At 71.6% G+C, this 26899-nt stretch carries 24 protein-coding genes; 7 read left to right on the forward strand and 17 right to left on the reverse strand.

What is annotated here, in order from left to right; genetic code table 11:
- Window positions 1–48: 48 nt before the first annotated feature.
- Window positions 49–1014: a 23S rRNA (guanosine(2251)-2'-O)-methyltransferase RlmB gene (rlmB, locus tag E1269_RS12080; protein WP_131894713.1), complete on the reverse strand. Its 966-nt coding sequence runs from the start codon at window positions 1012–1014 to the stop codon at window positions 49–51.
- Window positions 1014–2462 (reverse strand): cysteine--tRNA ligase, encoded by a 1449-nt coding sequence (gene cysS / locus E1269_RS12085; protein WP_131894715.1) that lies wholly within the window; start codon window positions 2460–2462, stop codon window positions 1014–1016. The genes rlmB and cysS overlap by 1 nt, the downstream gene beginning before the upstream one ends.
- A 114-nt stretch (window positions 2463–2576) precedes the next feature.
- Between cysS and E1269_RS12090 the strand changes: the two genes are divergently transcribed.
- The gene (locus E1269_RS12090) at window positions 2577–3356 is read left to right on the forward strand and encodes a phosphatase PAP2 family protein (RefSeq protein WP_131894717.1); all 780 of its coding nucleotides are present in this window, start codon (window positions 2577–2579) and stop codon (window positions 3354–3356) included.
- Window positions 3357–3358: 2 nt separating this feature from the next.
- Here the strand turns inward: E1269_RS12090 and E1269_RS12095 are convergent, their stop codons facing one another.
- Window positions 3359–4351: an aldo/keto reductase gene (locus E1269_RS12095; RefSeq protein ID WP_131894719.1), complete on the reverse strand. Its 993-nt coding sequence runs from the start codon at window positions 4349–4351 to the stop codon at window positions 3359–3361.
- Window positions 4342–5634, reverse strand: a complete 1293-nt coding sequence (locus tag E1269_RS12100) for an L-fuconate dehydratase (protein WP_131894721.1) — start codon at window positions 5632–5634, stop codon at window positions 4342–4344. The genes E1269_RS12095 and E1269_RS12100 overlap by 10 nt, the downstream gene beginning before the upstream one ends.
- Window positions 5635–5780: 146 nt before the next feature.
- Here E1269_RS12100 and E1269_RS12105 point away from each other — a divergent pair, with 146 nt between their 5' ends.
- Entirely contained in the window at window positions 5781–6527 is a 747-nt protein-coding gene (locus E1269_RS12105; RefSeq protein ID WP_131894723.1) for an SDR family NAD(P)-dependent oxidoreductase, read from the forward strand.
- Between the two features lie 79 nt (window positions 6528–6606).
- Here E1269_RS12105 and E1269_RS12110 read toward each other — a convergent pair whose 3' ends face one another.
- Window positions 6607–7434, reverse strand: a complete 828-nt coding sequence (locus E1269_RS12110) for an NmrA family NAD(P)-binding protein (RefSeq protein ID WP_131894725.1) — start codon at window positions 7432–7434, stop codon at window positions 6607–6609.
- 110 nt (window positions 7435–7544) lie between these two features.
- Between E1269_RS12110 and E1269_RS12115 the strand changes: the two genes are divergently transcribed.
- The gene (locus E1269_RS12115; RefSeq protein ID WP_203433418.1) at window positions 7545–7949 is read left to right on the forward strand and encodes a winged helix-turn-helix transcriptional regulator; all 405 of its coding nucleotides are present in this window, start codon (window positions 7545–7547) and stop codon (window positions 7947–7949) included.
- Between the two features lie 193 nt (window positions 7950–8142).
- Here the strand turns inward: E1269_RS12115 and ispF are convergent, their stop codons facing one another.
- Genes ispF through E1269_RS12135 form a run of 3 tightly spaced genes read right to left on the reverse strand, consistent with a single transcriptional unit; the run spans window position 8143 to window position 9815 of the window.
- Window positions 8143–8622 carry a 2-C-methyl-D-erythritol 2,4-cyclodiphosphate synthase gene (gene ispF, locus E1269_RS12125; RefSeq protein WP_203433406.1) on the reverse strand — a complete coding sequence of 160 codons (480 nt, stop codon included), beginning with the start codon at window positions 8620–8622 and terminating at the stop codon, window positions 8143–8145.
- Entirely contained in the window at window positions 8619–9305 is a 687-nt protein-coding gene (gene ispD / locus E1269_RS12130) for a 2-C-methyl-D-erythritol 4-phosphate cytidylyltransferase (protein WP_131894731.1), read from the reverse strand. Before ispD ends, ispF begins: the two co-directional genes overlap by 4 nt.
- Window positions 9306–9332: 27 nt before the next feature.
- Complete coding sequence (locus E1269_RS12135) at window positions 9333–9815, reverse strand: CarD family transcriptional regulator (protein WP_026877634.1); 483 nt, start codon at window positions 9813–9815, stop codon at window positions 9333–9335.
- A 315-nt stretch (window positions 9816–10130) separates the two neighbouring features.
- Between E1269_RS12135 and E1269_RS12140 the strand changes: the two genes are divergently transcribed.
- Window positions 10131–10766: a copper chaperone PCu(A)C gene (locus E1269_RS12140; RefSeq protein WP_131894733.1), complete on the forward strand. Its 636-nt coding sequence runs from the start codon at window positions 10131–10133 to the stop codon at window positions 10764–10766.
- Between the two features lie 138 nt (window positions 10767–10904).
- Here E1269_RS12140 and E1269_RS12145 read toward each other — a convergent pair whose 3' ends face one another.
- From E1269_RS12145 to E1269_RS12185, 9 genes are all read right to left on the reverse strand, one after another.
- Window positions 10905–12002 carry a mandelate racemase/muconate lactonizing enzyme family protein gene (locus E1269_RS12145; RefSeq protein WP_131894735.1) on the reverse strand — a complete coding sequence of 366 codons (1098 nt, stop codon included), beginning with the start codon at window positions 12000–12002 and terminating at the stop codon, window positions 10905–10907.
- On the reverse strand, window positions 11989–12888 hold the full coding sequence (locus E1269_RS12150; protein ID WP_131894794.1) for a 5-dehydro-4-deoxyglucarate dehydratase: 900 nt from the start codon (window positions 12886–12888) through the stop codon (window positions 11989–11991). The genes E1269_RS12145 and E1269_RS12150 overlap by 14 nt, the downstream gene beginning before the upstream one ends.
- An 83-nt stretch (window positions 12889–12971) precedes the next feature.
- On the reverse strand, window positions 12972–13853 hold the full coding sequence (locus tag E1269_RS12155; RefSeq protein WP_131894737.1) for an NAD-dependent epimerase/dehydratase family protein: 882 nt from the start codon (window positions 13851–13853) through the stop codon (window positions 12972–12974).
- A complete protein-coding gene (locus E1269_RS12160) occupies window positions 13850–15226 on the reverse strand; it encodes a Gfo/Idh/MocA family protein (protein WP_203433410.1) in 1377 nt (458 codons plus the stop codon). The genes E1269_RS12155 and E1269_RS12160 overlap by 4 nt, the downstream gene beginning before the upstream one ends.
- Before the next feature lie 102 nt (window positions 15227–15328).
- Window positions 15329–16651 carry an ABC transporter substrate-binding protein gene (locus E1269_RS12165; protein WP_131894741.1) on the reverse strand — a complete coding sequence of 441 codons (1323 nt, stop codon included), beginning with the start codon at window positions 16649–16651 and terminating at the stop codon, window positions 15329–15331.
- Between the two features lie 44 nt (window positions 16652–16695).
- Window positions 16696–18807 carry a hypothetical protein gene (locus tag E1269_RS12170; protein WP_131894743.1) on the reverse strand — a complete coding sequence of 704 codons (2112 nt, stop codon included), beginning with the start codon at window positions 18805–18807 and terminating at the stop codon, window positions 16696–16698.
- Window positions 18804–20093: an ABC transporter substrate-binding protein gene (locus E1269_RS12175; RefSeq protein ID WP_131894745.1), complete on the reverse strand. Its 1290-nt coding sequence runs from the start codon at window positions 20091–20093 to the stop codon at window positions 18804–18806. Before E1269_RS12175 ends, E1269_RS12170 begins: the two co-directional genes overlap by 4 nt.
- 14 nt (window positions 20094–20107) lie before the next feature.
- Window positions 20108–20878, reverse strand: coding sequence for a carbohydrate ABC transporter permease (locus tag E1269_RS12180; RefSeq protein WP_420810628.1), 771 nt, complete (start codon window positions 20876–20878; stop codon window positions 20108–20110).
- Between the two features lie 127 nt (window positions 20879–21005).
- Window positions 21006–21974: a carbohydrate ABC transporter permease gene (locus tag E1269_RS12185; RefSeq protein ID WP_131894749.1), complete on the reverse strand. Its 969-nt coding sequence runs from the start codon at window positions 21972–21974 to the stop codon at window positions 21006–21008.
- A gap of 274 nt (window positions 21975–22248) precedes the next feature.
- Between E1269_RS12185 and E1269_RS12190 the strand changes: the two genes are divergently transcribed.
- The 3 genes from E1269_RS12190 to E1269_RS12200 all read left to right on the forward strand — a co-directional run bounded on the left by E1269_RS12190 (window position 22249) and on the right by E1269_RS12200 (window position 26810).
- Window positions 22249–23406 carry a Gfo/Idh/MocA family protein gene (locus tag E1269_RS12190; RefSeq protein ID WP_131894751.1) on the forward strand — a complete coding sequence of 386 codons (1158 nt, stop codon included), beginning with the start codon at window positions 22249–22251 and terminating at the stop codon, window positions 23404–23406.
- A 52-nt stretch (window positions 23407–23458) separates the two neighbouring features.
- Window positions 23459–24478 carry a LacI family DNA-binding transcriptional regulator gene (locus tag E1269_RS12195; protein WP_131894753.1) on the forward strand — a complete coding sequence of 340 codons (1020 nt, stop codon included), beginning with the start codon at window positions 23459–23461 and terminating at the stop codon, window positions 24476–24478.
- Between the two features lie 364 nt (window positions 24479–24842).
- Window positions 24843–26810, forward strand: coding sequence for a polysaccharide lyase family protein (locus tag E1269_RS12200; RefSeq protein WP_131894754.1), 1968 nt, complete (start codon window positions 24843–24845; stop codon window positions 26808–26810).
- Window positions 26811–26899 lie beyond the last annotated feature (89 nt).

The raw sequence follows: 26899 nt of genomic DNA on the forward strand, positions 1-26899 counted from the left end.
GCGGAAGAGGCGGTGACCGCACCACACCGCGAGCCGGCGAGCCACAGCCTACCGTGGTGCCTGGCCGCCGCGGACCCGGGTGATCTCGTAGAGGGCAACCCCCGCGGCCACACCCGCGTTCAGCGACTCGACGCTGCTGACGATGGGGATGCGGACCACGAGGTCGCACGTATCGGTGACGATGCGCGACATGCCGGAGGCCTCGGACCCGACCACCAGACACAGCGGCCGATCGAGTACCTCGGCGTCGACGAGATCGGTGCGGCCGGCACTGTCCAGGCCGACCACGAACAGCCCGGCGTCCTGGTAGGCGCGCAGCGTCCGGGCGAGGTTGGTGGCCCGCGCCACCGGGACCCGGGCGGCCGCGCCGGCCGACGTCTTCCACGCCCCGGCGGTCATGCCGGCGCTGCGCCGCTCGGGCACGACGACGCCATGCGCACCGAACGCGGCCGCCGAGCGCACGACGGCGCCGAGGTTGCGCGGGTCGGTGACGCCGTCGAGGGCGACGACCAGCGGCAGCTCGCCCGCCTCGTGCGCGGCCTCGACGAGGTCTGCGGGTTCCGCATACTCGTACGGCGGCAGCGCCAGCGCGAGGCCCTGGTGAACAGCGCCACCGGTGACGCGGTCGAGCTCCGAGCGGGGCGCCTCGAGCAGGGGCAGCCCGCGCTCGGTGGCGATCTTGAGCACCTCGCGGACGCGGTCGTCGCTGTCGATGCGCTCGGCCACATAGAGAGCCTTGACCGGGACGTGCGCCCGCAGCGCCTCGACGACGGCGTTGCGCCCGGCCACCGTCTCCGCCGCGCCCGGCTTCCCGGGCGCACCACGTCGAGGCGCCGAAGCCTTCTCCGCCTTCTTCGCTCGCCGGGCGGCGGGATGACTCGGGCGGTCCTCCGCGCGCGGCGTCGGGCCCTTGCCCTCGAGGCCCTTGCGCCGCTGCCCGCCGGAGCCGACGACCATGCCCTTCTTGGTGCCGGACTTGCGCATGGCGCCGCGGCGCTGGGAGTTGCCGGCCATCAGCGTCCATCCGTTCGGTCCGGAGCGGTGTCAGCCAGCTCCCAGCGAGTGCCGTCGGGGTTGTCCTCGACCACGATGCCGGCCGCCTTCAGCCGGTCGCGCAGCAGGTCGGCGGTGGCGAAGTCCTTGTTCTCGCGGGCCTGCTGCCGCTGCTCGATCACCGCCTGCACCAGGGCTTCGACGACGCCGCGCAGCCGGTCGCCGGAGGCGCCGACGGTGTCCAGGCCCACCCACGGCTCGGACAACGGGTCCAGGCCGAGCACCCCGAGCATGGCCCGAACCGATGCGAGGTTGGCCCGTAGCTCCACACGCTCACCGGCGGCGAGCAGCGTGTTGCCCTCGCGTACGGTGTCGAACAGCACCGCCAGGGCCTGCGGCACCGAGACGTCGTCGTCCATGGCCGCCCGGAACGCCGCCGGCACATCGGGTGCCGGCGCGACGTTGGTGGTGACGCCGGACGCGCGCACGACGTAGCCCTCGATGCGCCGGAACGCCGCTGCCGCCTCCTCCAGCGCGCCCTCGGAGAACTCGATGTGGCTGCGGTAGTGCGGCGCGACGAGGTAGTAGCGCAGCTCGATGGGCCGCACCCGCTGGACGACGTCGGCCACGAGCATGGAGTTGCCCAGCGACTTGCTCATCTTCTCGCCCGAGGTGGTGACCCAGGCGTTGTGCATCCAGAACCGCGCGAACGGCTGCCCGGCCGCGCGGGACTGGGCCAGCTCGTTCTCGTGGTGCGGGAAGCGCAGGTCGATGCCGCCGCCGTGGATGTCGAACTCCGTGCCGAGGTACTTCACGGCCATCGCCGAGCACTCCAAGTGCCAGCCCGGGCGGCCGCGGCCGAACGGGGTGGGCCAGGAGGCGGTCTCGGGCTCCCCCGGCTTGTGGCCCTTCCACAGCGCGAAGTCGCGCGGATCGCGCTTGCCGCGCGGGTCGGCGTCGGCGGCCGGCTCCATCTCGTCGACCTTCTGCCCGGACAGCTCGCCGTAGGAGGGCCAGGAGCGCACGTCGAAGTAGACGTCGCCGGACTCGTCGTGCGCCGCATAGGCGTGCCCGCGGTCGATCAGCACCTGCATGAGCTCGACCATCTCCGGGATGTGGCCGGTGGCCCGCGGTTGGTACGTGGCCGGCAGGCAGCCCAGCACCTCGTACGCCGCGTCGAGGGCGCGCTCGTTCTCGTACGCCCACGCCCACCACGGCCGCCCGGCCTCGGCGGACTTCACCAGGATCTTGTCCTCGATGTCGGTGACGTTGGCGACGATGGTGACCTCGGAGCCGTTGTGCTCGAACCACCGGCGCAGCACGTCGAACACCACTTCCTTGCGGATGTGACCGATGTGCGGCGGTCCCTGCACGGTCAGCCCACAGTGGTAGATCCCGACCTTGCCCGGGACGACCGGGACGAAGTCGCGGATCTCACTGCTGGCGCTGTCGTACAGACGAAGACTCACCGGACAAGGGTAGCCACTTCGGCACACCCCGGGAGCCCGAGGCCGTACACACCTCGCACCAATGCGGCCGAGTTCGGTGTCCGGGCCCTCGATGGGGGACAATGGCAACTGACCATGACCGCTGAACACACCACCCCGACGCCGCCGACGGAGCAGGCCCTCGTGATCGAGACCGATCGCCCCGCCCGCCGGCGCGACAGACCGTGGTGGGTCCCGTCGGTACCGGCCGGGCTCGGCGCCGCCGCTCTGCTCGGGCTCATGACCTGGCAAGTTCTGGTCCGAGGGCCGTTCATCGCGTGGGACTGGGACGTCCACGTCTACGTCGACGCCCGCCAGCCCGAGGGCCTGGTGAGGTCGCTGCTGGACGCACTGGCCAGTCTCGGCGGTCAGCGGCTGTACACGCTGCCCATCATCGCCACCGTCGGGCTCTACGTGGCCTACCGGCAGCGCCGGCTGCGCCCGCTCATCGCGATCGCGGCCGGCCTGGCCACGGTGCTGTTCGTCGGATACTGGATCAAGTTCGGCCTGGGCCGGACGCCGCCGGCCAGCGGCCAGGACGTCCTGCACGGCGTGGGCCAGGCGTTCCCCTCCGGTCACACCGCCAACGCCACCCTCACCTGGTTCCTGCTGGTCGTCGTGTTGTTCGGGGCCCAGGGGCTCAAGCCCGATCCGGTGCGGTTCCGCCGCTACCTGTGGCTGGCCCTGGCCGGCGTCATCGTCACCGGCGGCCTCATGACCACGCTCGACTACCACTGGCTCAGCGACATCCCCGGCGGCTGGGTGCTGGGCCTGCTGGCGCTGATGGTGTCGGTGACGGTGCTGCGCGCGCCCGCAGTGTGGCCGTTCCGGCCGGTCGGCGACCGCGGCCGGGGCTGGCCGTCGCGCCACGACTAGCGTCACCGGCGGACGCGGGCGCCCCGTTCGTCGTCCAGGAGCGGCTCCTCGTCAGGTATCAGACCCCGCCGCGCCAGCGACTCCCACAGCGCCGACGGGACGGGCTCGGCCAGCCGGGCCGCGTTCTCGGCAACCTCCGCCGGCGACCTCATGCCCACCACCGCCGAGCTCACCAGCGGATGCCGCAGCGGGAAGCGCAGTGCCGCCCGCGGCAGGTCGACGCCATGGCCGGCGCAGACGGCGGCCAGCTCGCGGGCGCGCCGCAGCACCGGCGGCGGAACCGCACCGTACTCGTAGGTGGCGTCGGGGCCCGGCTCCGCCGTGGCGAGCAGGCCCGAGTTGAAGACCGCGGCCGCCACGACGCCAACCCGGCGCTCCGCGCACGCCGGGAACAGCGCGTCCTGGGCGGGCTGCTCCAGCAGCGTGTAGCGGCCGGCGACCATGACGGCGTCGAGGTCACCCTCGCGGACCAGCCGAGCCAGCGCCGCAGCGTCCTTGGAGCCGACGCCGACGGCGCGCACGGCACCCTCCGCGCGCAGTTCGGCCAGCGCGGGGAGCGCCGTCGCCATCGCCTCGTCCATCCGATCCTCGGGATCGTGCAGGTAGAGCAGGTCGACGCGGTCGAGTCCGAGCCGCTGGAGGCTCTCGTCGAGGCTGCGCCGGATGCCGTCGCGGCTGAGGTCCCAGAGCCGGCGGTGGCTGGCCGGGACGGCGAACCGCCCTTCGTCGTCGCTCCCCGCGGCTCCGTCGACAGGCACGAGCAGCCGGCCGGCCTTCGTCGACAGGACGTAGGAGTCGCGGTCGCGGCCGGCGAGCGCGGCGCCCAGCAGCCGCTCGGACCGGCCCAGCCCGTAGTGCGGCGCGGTGTCGAAGTAGCGGATGCCGGCGGCCCAGGCCGCGTCGACGGTGGCCGCCGCGGTGTCGTCGTCGACGGCGCTGTACAGGCCCGCGATGGGCGCCGCGCCGAAGCCGAGCCGGCTGAGGGCTAGGTCCACACCGCACCGTCCGGGAACCGGTGCGCCGCCACCGACGGCGCGAGGATCTCGGTGCTGGCGCCGGACAGCTCGGGCGCAAGGTAGCGGCCGCGCTCGATGCGGACCGGGTCGGCGAAGTGCTCGTGCAGGTGGTCGACGTACTCGATGACGCGGTCCGTGGTGGTGCCACTGACCGCGACGTAGTCGAACATCGCCAGGTGCTGGACCGCTTCACACAGTCCGACGCCGCCGGCGTGCGGGCAGACCGGGACGCCGAACTTCGCCGCCAGCAGCAGGATGGCGATGTTCTCGTTGACGCCGGCGACGCGGGTCGCGTCGATCTGCACGAACCCGGTGCCGCGCGCCTGCAGCAGCTGCTTGAACACCACCCGGTTGGCGATGTGCTCACCGGTGGCCACCCGGATCGGCGCGATGCGCTCGGCGATCGCGGCGTGGCCCAGCACGTCGTCGGGGCTGGTCGGCTCCTCGACCCACCAGGGGTCGAACGGCGCGAGCTCCTTGACCCAGCGCACCGCCTCGTCGACGTCCCAGCGCTGGTTGGCGTCGATGGCGATGCGCACGTCCGGGCCGCAGATCTCGCGGGCGATGCCCAGCCGCCGCACGTCGTCGTCGAGGTCGCCGCCGACCTTGAGCTTGATCTGGGTGAAGCCGTCGGCGATGGCCTCCCGGGTCAGCCGGGCGAGCTTGACGTCGTCGTAGCCCAGCCAGCCGGGCGTGGTGGTGTAGCCCGGGTAGCCGTTTTCGAGCAGGTCGGCGGTGCGCTGCGCCCGTCCGGGCTCGGCGGCTCGGAGCAGCTCCAGGGCCTCGGCCGGGTCGAGGGCGTCGGTGAGGTACCGGAAGTCGACCAGGCCGACGATCTCGTCCGGTGAAAGCTCCGACAACAGCCTCCACAGGGGCTTGCCCTCGCGCCGGGCCCGCAGGTCCCACAGCGCGTTGACCACGGCGCCGACCGCCATGTGCATGACGCCCTTCTCAGGGCCGAGCCAGCGCAGCTGTGAGTCGTGGACCAGCCGCCGCCACGTGTCGCCGAGGTCGGCCAGCATCGGTTCGACCTCGCGGCCCACGATGAACGGCCGCAGCGCCTCGATGGCCGCTACCTGCACGTCGTTGCCGCGACCGATGGTGAAGACGAACCCGTGGCCATCCGGGCCGTCGTCGTCGGTGCCCAGGACCGTGTAGGCCGCGGAGTAGTCCGGGTCCGGGTTCATCGCGTCGGACCCGTCCAGGAACCGCGAGGTCGGAAAGCGCAGGTCGAAGGTCTCGAGTGCGGTGATCTGGCTCATGGCAGCCCTTCTCCACGCGGCGCGTGCGGCAGAACATCCGATGTATGTGGGCCCAGTGTGCCACGAATCGTCGCCCGTCCCCCAGATGCGGGCCATGACATAGGATGTATCGCGCCAAAGTGCGAGCCCAAGAATCGGAGGGGACCATGAGTGACTTCGACGGTCTGGCGGCGGTGGTCACCGGAGGCGCCTCCGGTATTGGCCTGGCCACCGCGACCCTGCTGGCCCGATCGGGCGCCGGGGTCGCCGTGCTCGACCGCTCCACCGACGGCGTCCCCGACTCTCTGGTGGCGCTGGAGTGCGACGTCACCGACGACGACACCGTCCGCGCCGCGATCGACCAGGCCGCGGACCGCCTGGGCGGCCTGGACGTCGTCGTCAACAACGCCGGCATCGGCGCGCAGGGCACCGTCGAGGCCAACGACGACGACGAATGGCACCGCGTCTTCGACGTCAACGTCGTCGGCATGGTCCGGGTGGCGCGCGCGGCACTGCCCTGGCTGCGCCGGTCGTCACACGCCGCCATCGTCAACGTCTGCTCCGTCGCCGCGACCGCCGGCCTGCCGAACCGCGCCCTCTACAGCGCCACGAAGGGCGCCGTGCTGTCGTTGACCCAGGCCATGGCCGCCGACCACATCGCCGAAGGCATCCGCGTCAATTGCGTCAACCCCGGAACCGCCGACACCCCATGGGTGCAACGGCTGCTCGACGCCGCGCCCGACCCCGCCGCCGAACGTGCCGCACTCGAGGCCCGCCAGCCCACCGGCCGCCTGGTACCGCCGGACGACGTAGCCGCCGCCATCGCCTACCTCGCCGGACCCGCCTCGGGGTCGGTCACCGGCACCTCCCTCGCCGTCGACGGTGGCATGCAGGGCCTGCGACTGCGCAAGTAGTGAGCTCGATCGTCGTGGTGACGCCGGGCTCGAAGAACGCCAGGGGGCGGCGGCGACCACTGCCGCGTCGCGCCGTGGGTCAGGGCTTCCGGCGATCGAGCGTCGCCCGGACCGCCTGTTCCAGCGTGGTCGTCGCACGGCCGAGCAGCAGCTCCAGGTCGGGAGTCGCGGTGCCGAACTGATCGTGGCGCAACAGCGGCAGGATGAACCCCATCGGCCCGGCCTCCTCGTCGGCGATCTCGCGGTGGCGCACCGGCCGGCCAGTCACCGCGGACAGCGTGTCGGCCAGCTCGGGGTACGTCCAGCCCGGTCCGCGCAGCTCGTAGACAGCGTTCTCGTGGCCGCTGCCGGTCAGCACGGTGGCCGCTGCGTGTGCCAGGTCTCCGATCGTCGCGGTGACCAGCGGGTGCCCGATGGCCGGTGCCGTCAGCTCACCGCTGTCCACCGCGGTCGCGAGCGTCTCGGGCACCAACAGCTCCTCGGTATAGAAGGTGTTGCGCAGGAAGGTGTGAGTGAGCCCGGCGTCGCGGATCGCTCGCTCGGTGGTGGTGTGGTCGGCGAGGAAGCTCTGGCCGTCCTCGGCCGTGATCGCGCTGGTGTACACGACATGACCGACTCCGGTGGCGGCCGCGGCGTCCACGATGGCGCGGTGCTGGCGCAGGCGCACGCCAGGCGTGGTGTCGGAGGCGGACACGAACAGCAGCGTGTCCGCGTCGGCGAAGGCCTTCTCGAGGCTGGCCGGGTCATCGTAGTCGCCGGGTCGGACGTCGACACCGCGCTCGGCGAGCGCTGCCGCCTTGGCGGGGTCGCGGGCGACGACGGCTATCTCATCGGCGGGCCGCCGGCCGAGCACGTCGTTTGTGACGACGGAGCCGAACCGTCCGGTGGCGCCGGTGACAACGATCATCAGTGGTTCCCGTCCTTGATGGTGTGACTGTTGACGGAACCGAAATTAAGCTGGAAGCTAACTCCGGGTAAGTACGTACCCTGAGGTAACCATCGGAGGCAGACGTGAGCATCCAGGTCAGCGATCGTCCGGCTGTCCCCGAGAGTGACGTATTCGACACCAACTGCCCGTCACGCGGCGTGCTGGAGCACGTGACCAGCCGGTGGGGGGTGCTCGTCCTGGCCGCGCTGTCCGAGGGCCCCATGCGCTTCAGCGAGCTGCACCGGCGCATCGGCGGAGTCAGCCAGAAGATGCTCGCGCAGACCCTGCGCACGCTCGCGGCCGACGGATTCCTCCATCGAGAGGTCACGCCGGCCACGCCGCCCCAGGTGTCGTACCGCCTCACCGAGCTCGGGAGGGAGGTCACCCGGCACGTCGTCGGCCTCGTCGGCTGGATCGAGCGGAAGGTGCCCGAGATCCTCGAAGCCCGGTCGACCTACGAGACCAGCATCAGCAGGGATTCCGCCACCACCTGACCGACACCGAGGGGACCGCCATCATGGCGGCACCGGTGCGTGGTCATCACCCAGATCGCGCAGGACGTGGGAGCTCTGACGGCGGGCATGGCCAGCGCCCTGGTCGGAGCCGGCGTGCTGTCGGTGCTGGTGTTCCCCACCATCGCGCTGCGGCTGCAGGACCAGGAGGTGAGCGGCATGTGTGCCGGCGGCGTCAGCCGGCGGCTGGGAGCACGAGCGCGGACGCCAGAGCCGCCAGACCCTCGCCCCGGCCGGTGAGGCCGAGCCCGTCGGTGGTGGTGCCGCTGACGGAGACCGGCGCGCCGATGGCCTGCGACAGTGCCGTCTGCGCCTCCGCCCGCCGGGTGCCGATCTTCGGTCGGACCCCGACGACCTGAACCGACGCGTTGCCGATCTCGAACGACGCCGCCCGAACCAGCCGGGCTGTCTCGGCCAGCAGCGCGACCCCGGACGCCCCGGACCACTCGGGCCGGTCCGTGCCGAACACGGCCCCGAGGTCACCGAGCCCGGCCGCCGACAGCAGCGCGTCACAGACGGCGTGTGCGGCGACGTCGCCGTCGGAGTGGCCCACGCAGCCGGCCGGCTCGTCGGGCCAGTACAGGCCGGCGATCCAGCACGGCCGCCCGGTCTCGAGCCGGTGCACGTCGGTGCCGACGCCCACGCGCGGCGTCACAGCGCGGCCTTGGCGGCCAGGACAGCCTCGGCGAGCAGCAGGTCCATCGGCTGCGTGATCTTGAAGGCGTCCGGATGCCCGGGCACGACGTACACCGGCAGCCCGAGCCGCTCGACCAAGCCGGCGTCGTCGGAGGCCGGGGGGTCCGCGGAGCCGGCGCTCGCGGGGCCGGCCGCGGCATGGGCGCGCTCGAGCACCGAGCGGCGGAAGCCCTGCGGAGTCTGGACGGCGCGCAGTGCCTCGCGGTCTGGGGTGGCGATGACGCGGCCGCCGTCGTCGACCTGTTTCACGGTGTCGACGACGGCGAGGCCCGGCACCACGGCGTCGTGTCGGGCGGCGACGGCGTCGACGACGGCGTCGAAGAGCTCGGGCGGCGCGAGACACCGGGCCGCGTCGTGCACCAGCACCACGTCGACCGAGCCGGGCAGCGCGCGAAGCCCCAGAAGCACCGACTCCTGCCGGGTGGCGCCACCGGCGACCACCCGCGTGGCGCCGTCGAGCGCTGGGTCGTTCTCGAGCCCGGCCGGCACGACGGCGACGACGTCGTGGGCTCGGGAGCGGGCCAGTGCCCGCAGCGCGTACTCCACCAGCGGGCGGCCGGCGAGTTCGGCGAACGCCTTCGGGCGGTCACCACCCAGCCGCTCACCACGACCGGCGGCAACCAGGATGCACGCAACCGTCACGGCACGATTGTGCCCGACCGGCGTGCGTCAGCCCGCGAGGACCTCGTCGAGCAGCGTCTCGGCCTTGTCCTCGTTGGTGTTCTCCGCCAGCGCCAGCTCGGAGACCAGCACCTGGCGCGCCTTGGCGAGCATCCGCTTCTCACCCGCGGACAGGCCGCGGTCGCGCTCGCGGCGCCACAGGTCGCGCACGACCTCGGCGACCTTGATGACATCGCCGGAGGCGAGCTTCTCCAGATTGGCCTTGTAACGGCGCGACCAGTTGGTCGGCTCCTCGGTGTGCGGCATGCGCAGCACCTCGAAGACCCGATCCAGCCCCTCCTGGTTGACCACGTCACGCACACCGACAAGATCAACGTTGTCCGCCGGAACACGAACGGTCAGATCACCCTGGGTGACCTTCAGGACGAGGTACTGGCGCTCCTCTCCTTTGATGACACGGGACTCGATCGCTTCAATGAGCGCAGCCCCGTGATGGGGGTAGACAACCGTCTCGCCGACCTTGAAAGTCATGTGTTCCTGTCCCCTTTCCCCTATGGATGATAGCACGGTTCTGGCGAGTCAGACGAGCATTTGCGCTGGTCAGCGCCAGCACTGAGGGTTGACAAAACGCCATTCGGCATGCTCGCGCCCGTCGTCACGGGCGCGGAACGGCCGACTCGGAGTGCCCGGTTCGCCCTTTTCCAAGGGTGCCGATCTTGAAGTCGCGGCAGGTGAGGCGGGTCACGGACGAGGTCGGGAACGGCCTGCCGGTGCATGGGCCGCGAGGACGCGTCGGTAACCTTGTCGCTGGTCTGTCGAGATACCACCGTCGACGAGGAGCACGTGGTGAAGCTTGGTGTGCGGCGTCTGGCCCTGGCCGCTGTCCCGGTCCTGGCCCTGAGCGGCGTGGCCGGATGCAGCATTCAGGAACAGACCCAGCGGTGGTACACGGCGACCGATGGCGTCAACGCCAACGCCGGCGACATCGGACTGCGCAACGTCCAGGTGGTGTCCGACGGCGAGGGCCGGGCCACGCTGATCGCCACGTTCGCCAACAGCGGCGACGAGGCGGACGAGCTGACCGAGGTCCTCATCGGCGACGTCCCGGCCGAGTTGTCCGCCGGCCTCGAGATCCCGGCCGGTGGCACCGCCGTCGTCGGACCCGACGGCGATCGCGTCGACGGCCAGGACGTCGAGGCCGAGCCCGGCCGCACGGTCACCGTGGAGTTCCGGTTCGGCAGCGCGCCGCGCACGACGGTTCAGGCCATCGTCGTCCCAGCCGAGGACGACTACGCCGACGCCCTCTCGGAGAGCGGTCCCACCGGCGAGGAGACCCCGACCGACGACGCGACCCCGACCGACGAGCCCACCGGCGACGCCGGCGCGACAGACGGTACGGAGCCGACGAGCGAGGCGACCGGCGAGGCCGAGCCCACGGACGGCGCCGAGCCGACGCAGACCGGCACCCCCGCCAGCGAGTAGAGCGCCGCTACCCGCCACACACCTTCTCTATGGCGCAACGGAGCCGTCGCGCCCACTCGGCGCGGTCATCACGAGGATCACCCGCGCATCACGAGGCTTGCGAGCGCGGTGGGACACGAGTTTTCGTGCTGAACGTGATCATTCCGAATCGGTGGCGGGGCGGAAGGTGAGGCCGAGGCCTACGTGGGCGGCGTCGGCGGTCAGCCGGCCTGCGGACATCGCGACGGGGCTCGGGGCCGCCAGGCAGCCCAGGGCGGGGAAGGAGGCGTCCTCGACGTCCTCGACGAGGGTGTCGTCGGGCAGGCACAGCGCCAGTTGCCCGGACAGGTCGGGCAGCAGGTGCGGCGCCACGCTGACCCCGTATGTGCGGGCCAGGGAGGCGATGCGCAGGAACGGGGTCACGCCGCCGACGCGCACCACGTTGGGTTGGACGACGTCGCAGGCGCCGGCGTCCAGGAGGTCGCGGAAGCGGTGGATGGTGTGCGCGTTCTCGCCGAGCGCGATCGGGACGTCGACGGCGGCGCGCAGTTGGGCGTAGGCCCAGGTGGCGTCGGCCAGCAGGGGCTCCTCGACCCAGTACAGGTCGAACCGCGACAGCGCCGCGACGGCTCGGCGGGCGGTGGGGAGGTCCCAGCGCTGGTTGGCGTCGATCATGAGCCGGCGGCGTGGGCCGATGACCTCGCGTACGGCGGCGACCCGCTCGATGTCCTCGTCGAGGTCAGGCTTGCCGACCTTCATCTTGACCGCGCCGTGCCCGGCCTCGACCCACCGGGTCGCCTGAGCCACGAGGTCGTCCAGGGAGTAGTGGAGGTTGACGCCGCTGCCGTAGACCTCGACGAAGTCGCGCCGCCGCCCCAGCACGTCGACGAGGCTCGCCCCGAGGCGCTTGCCGTGCAGGTCCCACAGCGCCAGGTCGATGCCGGCCATCGCGATGGTGGTGATCCCGCCGCCGCCGGCCTCGTGCAGGTGCCGCCACAGCCCGTCCCAGACCGCCGCGGGGTCGGCCGGCCCGCCGACGACGAACGCCGCGCACTCGTCGTCGAGCAGGGCCTGAACGGCACGGGCGCCGATCGTGGGCGTCCAGCTGAAGCCGGTGCCCAACCCGCCGTCCGACGTCGTCACCTCGACGACGATGACGTGCACGCGCGGCACGTCCGGCCCCCACGGACGGCGCAGCGGCACCCGCAGGAGCCGCGTCTCCATGCTCGTGACGACGGCGCCGTCAGGCGAGCCCATCGGCGACCTCGATCAGTTCACGCAACCGCGCCAGATGCGCCGCCGACGGGTCCACCAGCGGCGGGCGCACCCCGCCGACGTCGAGCCCGCGCAGCCGCACACCGGCCTTGACGAGCGAGACGGCGTACCCGGGCACCTGGTCGCGCAACTCCACCAGCGGCCGGAAGAACTCCGCCAGCAGCGCCCGGCACGCGGCGGAGTCGCCGGCCGACATCGCCTGGTTGAACGCCACCGACAGCCGCGGCGCGAAGCAGAACACCGCGGACGAGTACAGCGGCACCCCGATCGCCCGGTAAGCGGCCTGGGTCTGCTCCGCGGTCGGCATGCCGTTGAAGAACATGAAGTCCTCGCCCACCTCGTCCCGGACCGCGAGCACGATCCTTTGCATGAGGTCGAGGTCGCCGAGCCCGTCCTTGAAGCCGACGACGGAGGGCAGCCGGGCCAGCCGGACCGCCGTCGACGGAGCGAACCGCACCCCGCCGCGCTGGTACAGCACGAGCGGCAGGTCCGTCGCCGCCGCCACCGCCTCGACGTAGGCGACCAGCCCGTCGGCAGGACCGTTGACCAGGTACGGCGGCAGCACCAGCAGCCCGTCGGCGCCGGCCTCCGCGGCCCGCCGGGCACATGCGACCGCATGCGGCAGCGCGCCCCCGGCCCCGCCGAACACCGGCACGGCACCGCCGACGGCGCCGACCGCCGTCGACACGACGGTGGTGTACTCGTCGATGTCCAGCGCGTGGAACTCGCCGGTCCCGCACGCGGCGAACACGCCGCCCGGGCCGTGCGAGAGCCCCGCCTTCACGTGCTCGGCGAGCCGGTCCGCGTCGACCGCGCCGGACCCGTCGAACGGCGTCACGGGGAAGAAGAGAACACCGTTCACCGTCATTCCCTCACGCTCGGCCCGGACCTCGCCGGCGGCGACGTCGCCGGCCAGCCTCGTCGCGGGTCCCTGTCCAGATTCCGCCAACGTCATCGCAGCTCCGTCCGCCAGCTTCGTTCCGGTTTCCAGCCCAGCAGCCGTTCGGCGTGGGCGTTGCTGAACGCCGCAGCGGTGCCGGGCAGCCCGTCGGCGAAGCCCGCCGTACCGGAATGGAACCGCGGCAGCAGGTCCGCCAACGGCTCGCGGGCCAGCGCGTCCCCGGCGCCGACGAAGAACGTCTCGCCGTTGGGGATGTCGTGGGCCCGCCGCAGCAGTGCGCCCACGAAGTCCGCGGCGTCGCGCGCGTCGACGTAGTTGAACAGCGACCCCGCGGCCAGCGCGGGGTCGTCCAGCCGCTCCCGGACGGTGTGCCCCTGCTGCGTCGGCGCGCCGGCCCACTCGTCCTCGGCGATGACGTAGCAGGGCCGGATGGCGCTCAGCCGCAGGCGGTCACCAGCCTGGGCGGTGAACATCCGCATCACCTGTTCGGCCATCAGCTTCGACAGCGCGTAGGCGTTCCACGGCCGGACCGGGTGGGTCTCGTCGATCGGCAGGTAGGCGGGGGTCCAGCCGGTCGGTGCGCCGTAGCCGACCACCGTCGGGCTGCTGGCGACGACGACGGTGTTCGCGCCGGCATCCAGCGCGGACCGGCACACGTTGTACGCCAGCGCCGTGTTGGTGCGCAGGATCTCCCGCTCCGGCCGGCTGAACGGCACCGCGATGGCGGCCAGGTGGACCACCGCCTCCGGACGCACCCGGGCCAGCGCCCAGCTCGCCTCGTCGACGACGGTGAGGTCGGCGGGGAACCAGGTGTCGCGGTGCTGGCGCGGCTCGCGCAGGTCGACGCTGACGACGTCGTGCCCGGCCTGCAGCAGTCCGTCGACGACGCTCTCGCCCAGGCGGCCAGAACCACCCGTCACCAGGACCCTCACGGCCGGCGCTCGGTTCGTGGCCGCAGGTCGTCAGCGCGCAGGGGCAGGCCGAGGCTTGCCACCCGCACCGGCTGCCCGGTGGCGAGGGACTCGTTGCCGGCCAAACCGACCGCGATGCTGCGGAAGCCGTCGACGGTGCTCGCGGGCCGGCCGAGGGGGTCGTCGCCGGGGCCGCGGAACACGTCGTCCAACAGCAGACCGTCACCCCCACCATGCCCATGAGGTCCGTGGGCGCCGTGCCGGCTGTCCGCCACCGGTACCTCGACGGCAGGCTCCCAGTGCCGTTGCAGCACGATCCGGGTGCCCTTGCGCCGGACCCGGTCGGCGTCGTCGCGCGCGGCGGGTGCCTTGTGCGCCGACTCGACCACCTCGATCTCGACGCGTCCGGCGGTCCCGTTGAAGGCGACCCGGTAGCCCTCCCACGGCGAGTGCGCGTTGAGCGTGTAGCTCAGGGCGGCGCCGCGTTCGTAGCCGACCAGGACGTTCAGGTTGTCCTCGATGGTGATGCCCTCGCCGAACACGTCCTGGTCGCGGACATAGCCGTCGTCGCCCTCGGCTTCCAGGTACAGCTGCCGCAGCTTCTCGTCGGCGGCCAGGTCCAGCGCGAACGGGTCGGCCGCGCGGTCGGAGTCGTCGCGGCTGCGCACCGGTCGGGGACCGAGGCCGCGGGCCTTGGCGTTCTCGGCGCCGTAGAACCGCAGCCCGCCCAGCGCGAACACCGTCGCCGGCACGTCGTCGAGCCACCAGTTGACCAGGTCGAAGTGGTGGGTTGCCTTGTGCACCAGCAGCCCGCCGGACAGCTCCTTCTCGCGGTGCCACCGGCGGAAGTAGTCCGCGCCGTGCGAGGTGTCGAGCACCCACTCGAAATGCACGGACGTGACCTCGCCGATGGCGCCGTCGAGGATCAGCTGCTTCACCGTCGAGTTGCGCGGTGAGTAGCGGTAGTTGAACGTCATCACCAGCCCGGCCGACGACTCCGCCGCCGCGGCCGCGATGCTCCTGGCCTTTTCGACGCTGGTGGTCAGCGGCTTCTCCACGACGACGTCGCAGCCGCGCTCCAGCGCCGCCACCACGTAGCGGTGGTGCGTCCAGTCCGGCGAGGTGACGATGACGCCGTCGGGCTTCACCTCTGCCAGCAGGGTGTCGAAGTCGTCCGGGCCGTAGCGCCGCGGCAGCGGCTCGTCGTCGCCGCGCGCGGCCCGGACCAGGGAGTCGTAGTAGGACATCCGGACCCCGTTGACGTCGCACCAGGCGACCGGCGTTCCGGCGTCGGCATGGGTGGTGAGCAGGGCGTCGACGTACATCTGCGCCCTGCTTCCGGTGCCGACGACGGCGTAGCGCCGCGGGCCGCTGCCGGGGATCGTTGCGTTCACTGGTCTCCTTACCTTGTGGGGCTCACCGCCGTCGTGGACCTCGCGGTCGGCCTGGACCCAGTGCTCCATCTGCGGTCGGGGCACGGACGAGGAGGGCATCCCCTAGCCGGTGGCCGCCTCGACTTCGCTGATGAAATGCTCGGCCGCCTCGTCGGGGGTGAGCCGGTCGAAGAGCACCTCGACGTTGAGCCGCTTGATGATGTCGACCACCTGGCCGGCGCCGACCGGCGGCGCGGGCGGGGAGTCCTCGATGTCCTCCTGGATCTCGGCCAGGTACTCGGCCTCGGCGACCTGGTGCTCGTCGAGGTCACCGAGGATCCGCTCCCGCTGCTCGAGGTTGGCCGGCAAGCCGCGGTCGGAGCGAATGGCGTCGACCGCCGCGGGATCGTTGAGCAGGAAGTCGACCAGCATCGCGGCCTCCTCGGGGTGCTCGGTGTCCGCGGAGACCGAGTAGTGCATCGCGGGCTTGTAGTAGTTGCCGGTCCGGTCGCCCTCGTGCTCACCGGGCGGACGCAACAGCATCAGCTCGTTGCCCGACGCCGACGACAGTGCTGCCAGGGTGTTGCTCCAGTACCACGCCATGGCCGCCCGGTTGGTGCCCAGCAGCGTCTGCTCGGGCGAGCCGGTGTCCTGCTGCTCCGCCGAGAGCGTCGCCTGCGGCGCGCCGCCGCTGTCGCGCAGCCGCAGGGAGTAATCCCACCACTGCGCGAGCGTCTCGGCGTCGAACGCGAGCTCACCGTCGGCGTCGTAGAGCTCCTGGTCGTTCTGCCGGGCCAAGATCTTGAAGCCGGCCTCGTTGCCGCCGTAGTCCATGGTGCCGAACACCTCGCCGCCGGTCGCCGCGGTGATCTCGCCGGCGATGCGGATGTAGTCGTCCCACGTCCAGGTGGTGTCGTCGGGCAGCTCCACGCCTGCCTGGGCGAAGAGCGCGGGGTTGGCGTACACCACGTAGGCGTTGACGCCGGTCGGGATGCCGTACAGGCCGCCGTCGACCTCGCCGCTGCTGGTCACCAGCGGATCGAGCTGCGACAGGTCGATGACGTCCTCGTGCTCGGACAGGTCCAGCAGGGCGCCGCGGCTGGCGTACTCGCGCAGGAAGCGCTCCTCCTGGGTGATGACGTCCGGGGCGTCGCCGGCCGCGACCTGGGTGGCCAGCCGGTCCCAGTAGCCGCTCCACTCGATGTACTCGCCCTGCACGTCGATCTCGGGGTGCTGCTCTTCGAACGCGGCGATCGCCGCCTCGGTCAGTTCCCGCCGCTCGTCGCTGCCCCACCAGGAGAAGCGCAGCTGGATCTGCTCCTCCGAGCCGGCCGCCGCGCCGTCGCCGTCATCCCCACCGTCGTCGCCGCCGCAGGCGCTGGCCAGCAGCGCCATCGCGAGGACGCCGGTCATCGACAGCCACGCCTTCCTGTGTCCGCCACTCATGTCCACACCGCTCCTTCGGGGTCTGGTCTCTCGGTTGGCTCAGTTCAGGGAGCGGGGACGAGTCCTTCCGCCTCGACCGTCCACCGCCCGTCGTCCGGAAATCCCGGCGCCGCCCCGGTGGGTGCGCCGTCCCAGCCGGCGGCCATCAGCGCGACGGCCGCCAGCAGTCCCCCGTTGCCCGGCAGGTACAGCGGCAGCGACGGGGTCTGCCGGTTGTGCCCGTTCGGGAGGAACACGTTCTTCTCCGCCGGCCTGGCGAGCGCCGCCACGGCCAAGTCGGGCTCGCCGAGCCGAGCAGCGGTCATCGCGATGACCGGGTAGTCCCAGCCCCACGTGCTCTGCCAGTTCCAGTCCGCGAGCACGTCGTGCAGGGTCGCGCGCATGATCCGCGGATCGATCACTGGTGTCTCGGGCAGGAAGCCCAGCCCGCACAGCATGGACGGATGGTCGGTGCGGATGGTGTACGGCTCGACGTCGATCGCCGTGTACACGCCGTCGCGCACGTGCGGGCGCGCCAGTCCGGCGGCCACCGTGCTCCAGCGCTCGTGGCGGGCGAGGCCGGCCCGCTCCCGCCACAGCTGTGCGGTCTCCAGCGCCCAGTACCAGTACGCCAGCTCGAAGGTGGGGTTGGTGGCACGGGCCCGGATGGACCCGTACGACTCCTGGGCGGGGATCACCGGCGGGCCGAGCTGGAACCCGTTCGCCGTCGGCACCGGGAAGTCGGCCATGAACTCGGCGGTCTCGAAGACGATGCCGGCGAACTCCTCGACCACGTCCGGACCGGGCGCGGCGCGGTACAGCAGCTCGGCCAGGTGGATCGGGTGCGGCTGCTGCCAGATCAGGAACGCGCCGATCGGGCTGGGACTCTCCCGGCCGTCCGGGCCGACCTGCTTGGGCCAGCGCGCGCCCGCGTAGCCCTGCAGCTTCGCCGTCGCCCGGGCGGCTTCCAGGGCCGACTGGTACCACCGCAGGCCACGGGCCAGCAGCTCCGGACGGCCCCAGAGGGCGAAATGAGCCGCGTGCCACCAGTGCATTTCCAGGTGGAACCGGCCGCGCCAGGAGTTGCAGACGAGCCCCGTCTCCTGCGGCGGCATCGACCCGGCGCAGTTCACCGCGGTCAGGTACTGGGACAGGACGGTGCGCCGCTCGAGCTCGGCGGCCCGTTCGTCGGTGCTGCCGGCAAGGTGCACCGCGCCGCCGCCGGACCAGAAGTCCGGCCAGTGCGCCGCCGCCGCGGCCAGCACGTCGTCGAAGGCCGGCGACGGGGTCAGCTCACCCACCGCGCCCGACGGCGCGAAGCCCACCACCAGGTCCAGCGTCGCGGTGTCGCCGGTGGCCCGCAGCCGGTGCTCGCCGACCTGCGTCACCTCGAGCCCCGCGGCGACCCCGACAGCGACGGTGTACCTGGAGGCGTCGAGCTCCCGGTCGATGAGCCAGCCGCCGTCGACCGGCCTGAGCGTGGTGCGGTGCGCGTCCGGACGTGTCCAGTCGGCGGCGTCGTGCCACCGCTCGGAGCCGTACGGGAACGCCATGCGCACGGCGAGCCGCCCGGCCCGGACCGCGTCGGACACGATCCGGACCGCGACGACGTCGGCGTTCGGGTGGCACACCGTCCGGACCCGGACGGTGTCACCGCGCAGGGTGTACTCGCTGTCGACGACCCCGTGCCAGAGGTCGAGCACCTGCCGGACGCCGCCGAGGTCGCCGGGACCGACGGGGTGCGGCCGCCCGTCGTCGTCGAGCAGCTCCAGCCCGATGCGGCCCAGGTCGAGGCGGTGCGGGTTGGACCGCAGCCACAGCTCGGCCGGCGAGTCGGTGCGGTCGCCGCCAGCCCCGATGCTGCCGGTCATGTCCGCGTACGGCACCGGGCCACGTGGGGTGTCGTAGGTGATCAGCACGTCCTCGAGCCGGAAGCCGGCGCCGTCGTCGCCGGCGGGCACCGAGTGCCACCCCCACTGCGCCTGGGTGCCCAGCAGCGTCCCGTCCGGCGAGCCGTCACGCGAGCCCACCGGGTACCGGTCCGGGAAGGTCTGCAACCCGGTGACGTCGACGGTGAAGCACAGCTCGCCGTTGCCGACCGACAGCGGCGACCGACCGTCGATCTCCGTCACCTCGACGGAGTGCCGGGACACCAGGGCGCGTCGGTCGATGCTCATTGCTGCAGAGCCGCCCCGACCTCGGTGATGAACTGGTCGGCGGCGTCCTGCGGTGTCGTGCGGTCGAAGAGGATCTCGCTGTTGAGCCGGGTCACGATGTCCGCGGTCTCGGTCGAGCCCACCGGGGCGGGAGCCACCGGCTCGCCGACGACCTCCTGCAGCCGGTTCAGGTACTCGGCCTCGGCCTGCTGCACCGGCGTCAGGTCGTCCATGATCGCGTCGCGGACGTCGGTGTTGACCGGCAGGCCGCGGTCGGTGAGGAACGACTCCGCCGCGGCCGGCTCGTTGAGCATGAAGTCGACGAGCCGGGCCGCCTCCTCCGGGTGCTCGGTGCGCGCGGAGATCGTGTAGTACATCGACGGCCCGAGCCACGAGCCGGGCTCGCCGCCGCCGAGGCCCGGCGGGATCAGCAGCTCGAGCTCCTCGCCCGACGCGGTGCTGAGCGCTTCGAGGACGTTGGACCAGACCAGCGACATGCCGCCGCTGTTGGTGCCGATCAGGGTCTGCTCCGGGGCGCTCTGGCTGGCCAGCTCCTCGGTCAGCGTCGCCGGCGGTGTGCAGCCGGAGTCGCGCAGCTCCAGTGCGAACTCCCACCACTGCGTCAGCGACTCCGCGGAGATGCCGAGCTCGCCGTCCTCGTTGTAGAGCGACTCGCCGTTCTGGCGTGCCCACAGCGACAGGGTGTTGTGGTTGGTGAGGTCCTGCGACCCGTAGCCGTCGTCGCCGAGCGCGGTGCCGATCTGGGTGCACAGGTCGGCGAAGTCGTCCCACGTCCAGGTGGTGTCGTCCGGCAGCTCAAGGCCCGCCTGGGCGAACACGGCCGGGTTGGCGACCATCGCGTAGCCGTTGACGCCGGTCGGGATGGCATAGAGCGAGTCGTCGATGGTGCCGTGGGCGAGGATGTCGTCGGAGATCTTGTCGGTGCGGATCATGTCGTCGACCTCGCCGAGGTCGAGCAGCGCGCCGCGTCCGGCGTACTCGCTGTGGTAGGCCCCGCCCATGGTCATGATGTCCGGCGCGTCGTTCGCAGCCACGCTGGTGGCGAGCTTGTCGAAGTAGGCGCCGAAGTCCGCGTAGTCGATCTCGACGCGGATGTCGGGGTTCTCCGCCTCGAACTTGTCGATCATGTCCTGGGTCATCTGCGCCCGATCGTCACTACCCCAGAAGGCGTAACGCAGCTCGACGACGTCGCCGTCGCCGCCGCCGGCGGTGTCGTCACCGCCACAGGCGGTGAGCACAAGCGCGGCGGCCGGGAGGGACACGGCTAGGGCACGGAGGGTTCGCATGGGAGTCCTTTCGGTCACTTGATGCCGGTGGTGGCGATGCCGCGCATGAGGTAGCGCTGACCTGCCAGGAAGAACCCGAAGATCGGGCCGAGCGCCACGAGGGACATGGCGAACAGCGGGCCCCAGGCTGACTCTCCCTGCGAGTCGACGAAGGTGCGCAGTGCCACCGGCACCGTGTAGAGGTCGGGGTCGGTGACGAAGATCAGCTGGCTGTAGAAGTCGTTCCACACGGAGATGAAGGTGAAGATGGCCGTCGTCGCCAGTGCTGGCAGGCACAGCGGCATGATGATCCGCCAGAAGATGCGCAGGTGGCCGCAACCGTCGATGCGTGCCGCGTCGTCCAGCTCACGGGGCAGCCCGCGGATGAACTGCACCATGAGGAAGATGAAGAACGCGTCGGTGGCGAGGAACTTCGGGACGATCAGTGGGTAGTACGTGTTGATCCAGTCCAGCTCCGAGAACAGGATGTACTGCGGCACGATGACCACGTGGATCGGCAGCATGATCGTGCCGAGCATCGCGGCGAAGAACAGCCGCCGGCCCCGGAACTGCAGGCGGGCGAAGGCATAGGCCGCCATGGCGCAGCTGAGCAGGTTGCCCACCACCGAGAAGCCCACGATGATCGCGGAGTTGATCAGGTAGTGGTGGAACGGGCGCGCCAGTGCCGTCCAGCCCTCGGTGTAGTTGCTGAAGTCGAACTCGCTCGGGATCAGCGACGGGTCGCGGAAGATCACGTCGGACGGCTTGAACGAGCTCGACACCATCCACAGCAGCGGATAGAGCATCGCGAAGCCGAAGACGATCAGCGCCACGTGCTTGAGCAGCCGCCGCTTCCGGCTGTCGCGGCGGCGCCGGCGCAGCGCGTCGTCGCTCCCGCCGTCGATGCCGGCGCCGCCGATGCTCGGACCCAGGTCAGTCGCCATAGTGCACCCACCGCTTCGCCGCCAGGAAGTTCACCGCTGTGAAGATCGCGATGATGACCAGCAGCACCCAGGCCAGCGCCGAGGCGTAACCCATCTCGAACGAGCCGAAGCCGCGCTGGTAGGTGTAGAGCGTGTAGAAGAGCGTCGAGTCGGCCGGACCGCCGGTGCCGCCGCTGACGATGAACGCCTGCGTGAACGTCTGGAACGAGCCGATGATCTGCAGCACGAGGTTGAAGAAGATGATCGGCGTGAGCAGCGGGATCGTGATGCGCCAGAACTTGGTGAACCCGCCGGCCCCGTCCACCTCGGCCGCCTCGTAGTACATGGTCGGGATCTGCCGCAGCCCGGCCAGGAAGATCACCATGGGTGCGCCGAACGTCCAGACGTTCAGCACGATCAGCGTGGAGAGCGCGTGGTCCGGGTGCGACACCCAGCCCTCGCCCTCGATGCCCACCGCGCCGAGCAACTGGTTGATCAGGCCCTCGGTGCCGAAGATCTGTCGCCACAGGATCGCGATGGCGACGCTGCCGCCCAGCAGCGACGGCAGGTAGTAGATGGACCGGTAGATCGCCAGGCCGCGCACGCCGCGGTCGAGGAAGAACGCCAGCGCCAGGGCCAACGCCAGCTGCATCGGCACCGACACGAACACGTACGTGAACGTGACCCGCAGCGCCGTGTGCAGCCGCTCGTCGTCGAGCATGCGCCGGTAGTTCTCCAGGCCCAGCCACTCCGGCGGCTGGAGCAGGCTGTACTCGGTGAACGACAGGTACAGCGAAGCCAGGATCGGCCCGATGGTGATGACCACCATGCCGATGAACCAGGGCGCCAAGAACAGGTATGCCACCCGGCCCTCGCGCTTGGCCAGCGGACTGCGGCCCCGTCGGCGCGGCTTGTCCGCGGCCGCGGAGGATGGTGGCGGGCCGCTGGGCGGCCGAATCCGCTGCTGGACGTCGCTCATGGGACCGCGCCGATGGATCGGCAGCGGTCGGCGGCCCGGTCGCACAGGGACGTCGGGACGGTGGTCATCGGTGACCTCCTCGCGGTCTGTCGTCGACGAGGACAGTGCCAGGGGAAGCAAGGGGAAAGCGCTGTCCGTCGAGATACCGATTTCTAGCAATCGTACGGGCGAGTGTCAAACCTGGGCAAGAGTTCACCGGAATGACCGGTAGAAGTGCAGGTAGCGGCGATAGGGTACGCTGAGATACCGGTTACTCACCAGGGTGGGAGGTTCAATGCCCGAGCGTTCCGCGCCGGCGCGAGTGGTCCTCGCCGGAGCCTACGGCTACGGTGCCACGTACCTGCGCCGGCTGGCCGGCCTGGCCGACGCCGGCGTGGCGCGCCTGGTCGGGGTGGCCGACCCGCGGCCGCCGGAGCCGGACCTCCAGCACCTGCCGCCCGGCGTCCCGTGGACTCCAGGGCTGCCGGACGTGCTGGACCGGGTCGGCGCGGATATCGTCATCGTGGCGGCGCCCATCCACTGGCACGTCGAGCTGGCCGAGACCGCACTGCACGCCGGCGCCGACGTCATGCTCGAGAAGCCGCCCACCCCCACGCTGGCCGACTTCGACGCGCTGGCCGAGCTCACCGCCCGGCTCGGCCGCCGCTGCCAGGTGGGCTTCCAAAGCTTCGGCACCGAGGCCGTCGAGTACGTCCGGCGGGTCGCCGCCGACGGCGTCATCGGCACCGTGCGCGGGGTGGCTGCCGCCGGCACCTGGGTCCGCACCCGGGGGTATTGGGAGCGCTCCGGCTGGGCCGGCCGGCGCGAGCTGGACGGGCACCCCGTCGTCGACGGCGTCGTCACGAATCCGCTGGCGCACGCCGTGGCCACCGCGCTGCGCATCGAGGGCAGCGACCGGCGCGGCGAGCTGGCCTCCGTCGAGGCCCAGCTCTACCGCGCCAACGACATCGAGGCCGACGACACCTCGTGCGTGCGGGTCACCACCGGCCGCGGCGGCATCGTCGTCGCGGCCCTGACGCTGTGCGCGCGCGCCAGTCGCGAGCCCTACGTCGTCGTCCAGGGCAGCCACGGCCGCGCCGTTCTCTGGTACAAGACCGGCCAGGTGGACGTCACCGGCCCGGGCGGCGACACCGAGACACGGACGTTCCCGTTCACCGACCTGCTGGCCAACCTGGTCTTGCACCGGCGGGACCCGACGGTGGGACTGGTCTCGCCGCTGGAGCGGTCCGGCGCGTTCACCGAGGTGCTCGAGGCGGTGCGGACCGCACCGGCACCGACACGAATCGCCGCGGCGCACGTCGTGGCCGACGGCGAAGGGCCCGAGCGGCGCCTGGTGGTCGACGGCATCGACGACGCCGTCGACGAGGTCGCCGCCACGCTGCGGACGTTCGACGACCTGGATCTGCCATGGACCCGGGCGGCGGCGGCATGAGCGCTACGATCATTGCCTCGCGCGGGTCGACGGCCACGCCGGGGAGGGGAACATGACGGCGGAGACCGACGACGACACCCGGCCGGCCACCATCAGCCGGGTCGCCGAGCTGGCCGGCGTGTCCCGCGCCACCGTGTCGCGGGTGATGAACGGCAGCTCGACTGTGGCACCCCACCTCGCGGAGCGGGTCCGGGCGGCGGCCGCCACGCTCAACTACCAGCCCAGCGTGCTGGCACGCAGCCTCGCGGTCGGACGCACGTCCACCATCGCGCTGGTGGTGCCCGACCTCGCCAACCCGATGTTCCAGGACGTGCTGCGCAGCCTCAGCCACGCCGCCGCCACCCAGGGCCACCGGCTGCTGGTCGCGGACTCGGAGGAGAACGTCGCCGAGGAGCGCCTGATCGCGGTCGAGGCGCGGCGCCGGTGCGACGGCCTGGTGCTGTGCGCGCCGCGCATGCCCGACTCCGAGCTGGCCGCGCTGGCGCCGCAGCTCGCGCCGTTCGTCCTGGTCAACCGGGAGGCGCCGGACCTGTCGGTGCCGTCGGTCAACGTCGACTACGCCGCGGGCATCCGCGACCTCGTGTCGCACCTCATCGGCCTGGGCCACCGCAAGGTCGCCTACCTCGCCGGCCCGCCGACCAGCTCGTCCAACCAGCTGCGCCTGAGCACGCTGCGCGGCTTCGCCGCCGCCGGCCGGCTCGACCTGGTCGAGCACGAGTGCGGCGCCACCTTCAGCGACGGGCACGCCGTCGCCGGCCGGCTCATCGACGACGTGTGCACCGCGGTCATCGCGTACAACGACCTCGTCGCGTTCGGCGCCCTGTCCGGACTCCACGAGCTCGGCGTCTCGGTGCCGCAGCAGATCTCCGTCGCCGGCTTCGACGACATCCCGTTCGCGCGGTACACCACCCCGCCGCTGACCACGGCCTCCGTGCCACCCAGCGAGATCGGCGAGCGGGCGTGGCACCGGCTGTGGGCACTGCTCAACGGCCAGCAGCCGGAGCCGGACGCCCGGTTCCGGCCGCGGCTCGTGGTCCGCGGCAGCACCGGTCCGGCCGCGGCGTGGTCGTGACCGCCGGCGTCCCAACGATCCGGCACATCACGAGGACTCCTGGTGCTTCACCACGCTTACCTTCCTGGTAGAGCACCAGAAGTCCTGATGATGGTGTGGCCGGGCAAGACATCCGATGAGTTCCCCTAGTCAGCGCCAGAACGACACCGACGCAACCGGTCTCCGAGCCCGCGCGCCGCTGTGCGGGTCGCCGCTGCCGAGCGACATCGTCGCCGCTCGGCAGCCCATACCGGCCGAGGCGCCGCCATAGCTACCTTCGCTACCACGATCCCAGAAAGGTCGGATGGCTCATTGACTTCGGAAAGCGGTTACCGATACGTTCGAAGCCCATTGAAACGATCTATGTCCGTCGATGCGAGGAGGCATGAGGGCAGTGTTGGATCGACGAGGATTCCTCCGGGCCGGTGCTGCGGGTGCCGCGGTCGGCGCCACGGCGTCCGTCGGCGGGCTGGTTGCGACGACGGCGTCCGCCGCGCCGTCGGGCACCACGGACGCCACCACGGCCGGTAGCACCACCGTCGCCCCGACGGCCGACGGCGACCAGCTCGTCGTCGAAGAGACCGACACCGAGATCAGGGTCGACAACGGGCCGGTCCAGATCACGGTCAGCAAGGTCCGGGCCAGCCGCCTGGTCGGCCTGTTCTTCAACGGGCGCGACCTGCTGAACGGCGGCCGGGGCAACTTCGACATGAACAACTCCCGCGAGGGAGACCCGCTGCCGCTGCCGCCGCAGCAGAACAGCTTCGAAGTCCGCCGCGGCGACGACTTCGCCGACATCGTCTTCCGCTACAGCCCGACCGACGGTGGGCCGTTCTGGCTGGAGCGGCACCACATCATCCGGGCCGGCGAGCCCGGCATCCACTTGGCGACCGTCTTCCAGCACCCGCCGGAGCTGCACGGGTTCCGTTCCGCGCAGCACCGCTACGTCTTCTACCTCGACCCGGAGCTGTTCACGCACGTGTCCGTCGAAGACGACCCGATCGGTGACGCCTGGCGTGCCGACGCGGCCCGCCAGCCCACCCCGGCGGAGCTGACCGCGGCACCCGTCGTCATGGACGCCACCCACGACCTGGAGGGTGTCGGCAGCGCCTACGCCCGGCGGTACTACACCAAGTACGACTGGGCCACGTACATGAAGGACCACGTGGTCCACGGCTTCTACGGCGCGACGCACGGCATCTGGGCGGTCACTCCGAACCTCGAGGCGTTCAGTGGGGGCCCGGTCCGCCAGGACCTCCTGTTGCACCAGACCACCAGCCGGCCGGTGCTCCTGGTCGAGCCGCACGCCACGCACTACGGCTCACCCCCGGTGGTCGTCGCCGCCGGCGAGACCTGGGAGAAGACGTACGGCCCGTACTTCGTGTACTTCAGCGAGGGCGACAACCCGGCCAAGGCCCGCGCGGCGGCGATGCGCTACGCCCACCCCGACGTGCACGCCGAGTTCTACGACCGGGTGGCCCTGCCCGGTTGGACGCCGTGGTCGGAGCGGGCCACCGTCGGCGGCATCGTGCGCGTCCCCGGCGAGCGGACCATGCATGGAGCCGTCGCCGTCCTCTCCGACAACGGAGTGGACTTTCAGGACAGCGCCAGCGGCTACAACTACTGGGCCGACCTCGACCCCGGCGGGCACTTCTCGATCGACGACGTCCGGCCCGGCACCTACCGCCTGACGGTGTACAAGTCCGGGCTGTGGGGCGAGTACGTCCAGGACGACGTCGAGGTGACCGCCGGCCGGCGGCTCGAGCTCGGCCAGCTGGACTGGACGCCGCGTGCCAACGGCCAGACGGTGTTCCAGATCGGCACGCCCAACCGGACCTCGGTGGAGTTCCGGCGAGGCGAGGAGTTCCGGCAGTGGGGCACGTCGCGGTTCTTCCCCGAGGACTTCCCGGACGGTGTCGTCTACACCGTCGGCCAGAGCACCGCGGACGACTGGAACTACATACAGTTCCAGTCCGTCGACGGCGTCGAGCAGGAGCCCTGGCGCATCCTGTTCGACCTGGACGAGGCGCCGCGGGTGGGCGCGGTGGCCACCCTGACCGTTGCGCTGGCCGCGTGGTCGATGGACACCGCCCGCGACATCCCGCCGTACCCGAACAACCTGACGATCCGGGTGAACGGGGAGCCGCTCGTGTGGACGTTCCAGCCCGACGACACCCGCGGCGCCACCTACCGCAGCGGCTGCGGCGGGCGGACCTTCCGCCGCGAGTTCACCTTCGACGCCGGCCTGCTCCGGCCCTCGGGCAACGAGATCGTCCTGCGGCTCAACGAAGGCACGCCGCCCGAGGTCGGCACGTCGACGGCCTACGACGCCATCCGCCTCGAGCTGGCATGACCGCACTCAGTGCCCTGGCCCCGGAGCCGCCACTGCTGTCTCTTATACACCTCTCCGAGCCCACGAGACCCTAAGACACCTCGTATGCC

Origin of the sequence: Jiangella asiatica, assembly GCF_004349065.1 — a bacterium.
Taxonomy (GTDB): domain Bacteria; phylum Actinomycetota; class Actinomycetes; order Jiangellales; family Jiangellaceae; genus Jiangella; species Jiangella asiatica.

Coding starts and splice junctions, on each gene's coding strand:
- rlmB (WP_131894713.1), bottom strand. CDS start 1,014: ATGGCCGGCAACTCCCAGCGCCGCGGCGCCATGCGCAAGTCCGGCACC.
- E1269_RS12090 (WP_131894717.1), top strand. CDS start 2,577: ATGACCGCTGAACACACCACCCCGACGCCGCCGACGGAGCAGGCCCTC.
- E1269_RS12100 (WP_131894721.1), bottom strand. CDS start 5,634: ATGAGCCAGATCACCGCACTCGAGACCTTCGACCTGCGCTTTCCGACC.
- E1269_RS12105 (WP_131894723.1), top strand. CDS start 5,781: ATGAGTGACTTCGACGGTCTGGCGGCGGTGGTCACCGGAGGCGCCTCC.
- E1269_RS12110 (WP_131894725.1), bottom strand. CDS start 7,434: ATGATCGTTGTCACCGGCGCCACCGGACGGTTCGGCTCCGTCGTCACA.
- E1269_RS12135 (WP_026877634.1), bottom strand. CDS start 9,815: ATGACTTTCAAGGTCGGCGAGACGGTTGTCTACCCCCATCACGGGGCT.
- E1269_RS12145 (WP_131894735.1), bottom strand. CDS start 12,002: ATGGGCTCGCCTGACGGCGCCGTCGTCACGAGCATGGAGACGCGGCTC.
- E1269_RS12150 (WP_131894794.1), bottom strand. CDS start 12,888: ATGACGGTGAACGGTGTTCTCTTCTTCCCCGTGACGCCGTTCGACGGG.
- E1269_RS12165 (WP_131894741.1), bottom strand. CDS start 16,651: ATGAGTGGCGGACACAGGAAGGCGTGGCTGTCGATGACCGGCGTCCTC.
- E1269_RS12170 (WP_131894743.1), bottom strand. CDS start 18,807: ATGAGCATCGACCGACGCGCCCTGGTGTCCCGGCACTCCGTCGAGGTG.
- E1269_RS12175 (WP_131894745.1), bottom strand. CDS start 20,093: ATGCGAACCCTCCGTGCCCTAGCCGTGTCCCTCCCGGCCGCCGCGCTT.
- E1269_RS12180 (WP_420810628.1), bottom strand. CDS start 20,878: ATGCTCTATCCGCTGCTGTGGATGGTGTCGAGCTCGTTCAAGCCGTCC.
- E1269_RS12185 (WP_131894749.1), bottom strand. CDS start 21,974: ATGAGCGACGTCCAGCAGCGGATTCGGCCGCCCAGCGGCCCGCCACCA.
- E1269_RS12190 (WP_131894751.1), top strand. CDS start 22,249: ATGCCCGAGCGTTCCGCGCCGGCGCGAGTGGTCCTCGCCGGAGCCTAC.
- E1269_RS12195 (WP_131894753.1), top strand. CDS start 23,459: ATGACGGCGGAGACCGACGACGACACCCGGCCGGCCACCATCAGCCGG.
- E1269_RS12200 (WP_131894754.1), top strand. CDS start 24,843: ATGAGGGCAGTGTTGGATCGACGAGGATTCCTCCGGGCCGGTGCTGCG.